The organism is Streptomyces sp. NPDC059524 (assembly GCF_042749255.1).
GTDB classification, from domain to species: Bacteria; Actinomycetota; Actinomycetes; order Streptomycetales; family Streptomycetaceae; genus Streptomyces; species Streptomyces xanthii.
The window spans coordinates 1-1,143 of sequence record NZ_JBHYTK010000321.1 but is presented as its reverse complement, the minus strand read 5'-3'; the positions used below and the strand labels follow the sequence as shown (position 1 = coordinate 1,143).

Genomic DNA, 1,143 nt, shown 5'->3' with positions numbered 1-1,143 from the left:
CTCTGCGTATCCTCAGTGAGTGCTTCTCTCAGACAAGGACATCCGGGCCGAGATCGACGCCGGGCGGGTGCGGATCGATCCCTACGACGAATCCATGGTGCAGCCGTCGAGCATCGACGTACGTCTCGACCGCTACTTCCGGGTGTTCGAGAACCACAAGTACCCGCACATCGACCCGAGCGTCGAGCAGGCGGATCTGACCCGGACGGTGGAGCCGGAGGGCGACGAGCCGTTCATCCTGCACCCGGGTGAGTTCGTGCTCGCGTCGACGTACGAGGTCATCTCGCTGCCCGACGACCTGGCCTCGCGCCTGGAGGGCAAGAGCTCGCTGGGCCGCCTCGGCCTCGTCACGCACTCCACGGCCGGGTTCATCGACCCGGGCTTCAGCGGCCACGTGACGCTCGAACTGTCGAACCTCGCGACGCTCCCCATCAAGCTGTGGCCCGGCATGAAGATCGGCCAGCTGTGCATGTTCCGGCTGTCGTCGCCCGCCGAGTACCCGTACGGCAGCGAGCGATACGGTTCGCGTTACCAGGGGCAGCGTGGGCCGACGGCCTCCCGCTCCTTCCAGAATTTCCATCGGACCCAGGTGTGAGCGGCAGCAACATGAGTGACGTGCGCGAGAACCTTACGTACGAGATGTTCGGCGGCGCCGTGCGCGAGCTCGCGCAGACCATCGCCGACGACGGCTACGAGCCGGACATCATCCTGAGCATCGCGCGCGGCGGCGTCTTCGTCGCGGGCGGCCTCGCCTACGCCCTGGACTGCAAGAACATCCACCTGGTCAACGTGGAGTTCTACACCGGTGTGGGCACCACCCTCGAGATGCCGGTCATGCTCGCCCCGGTGCCGAACGCGATCGACTTCAGCGACAAGAAGGTCCTGATCACCGACGACGTCGCCGACACCGGCAAGACGCTGAAGCTGGTCCACGACTTCTGCCTCGACCACGTCGCCGAGGTCCGCTCCGCGGTGATCTACGAGAAGTCGCACTCGCTGGTGAAGTGCGAGTACGTGTGGAAGCGCACAGACGACTGGATCAACTTCCCGTGGTCCGTCGAGCCGCCCGTCGTGAAGCGGGACGACCAGGTCCTCGACGCCTGAGTCGCAGCAGATGTGAAGAAGGGCCCGGCGCCGTCGATC

At 65.7% G+C, this 1,143-nt stretch carries 2 protein-coding genes; both read left to right on the top strand.

Translation table 11 applies throughout. The features are described from left to right. The first annotated feature begins 19 nt into the window (after positions 1–19). Entirely contained in the window at positions 20–595 is a 576-nt protein-coding gene (dcd, locus tag ACFW9D_RS38535) for a dCTP deaminase (RefSeq protein WP_188338099.1), read from the top strand. Between the two features lie 11 nt (positions 596–606). Further along, the gene (locus tag ACFW9D_RS38530; protein ID WP_188338100.1) at positions 607–1,104 is read left to right on the top strand and encodes a phosphoribosyltransferase; all 498 of its coding nucleotides are present in this window, start codon (positions 607–609) and stop codon (positions 1,102–1,104) included. Positions 1,105–1,143 lie beyond the last annotated feature (39 nt).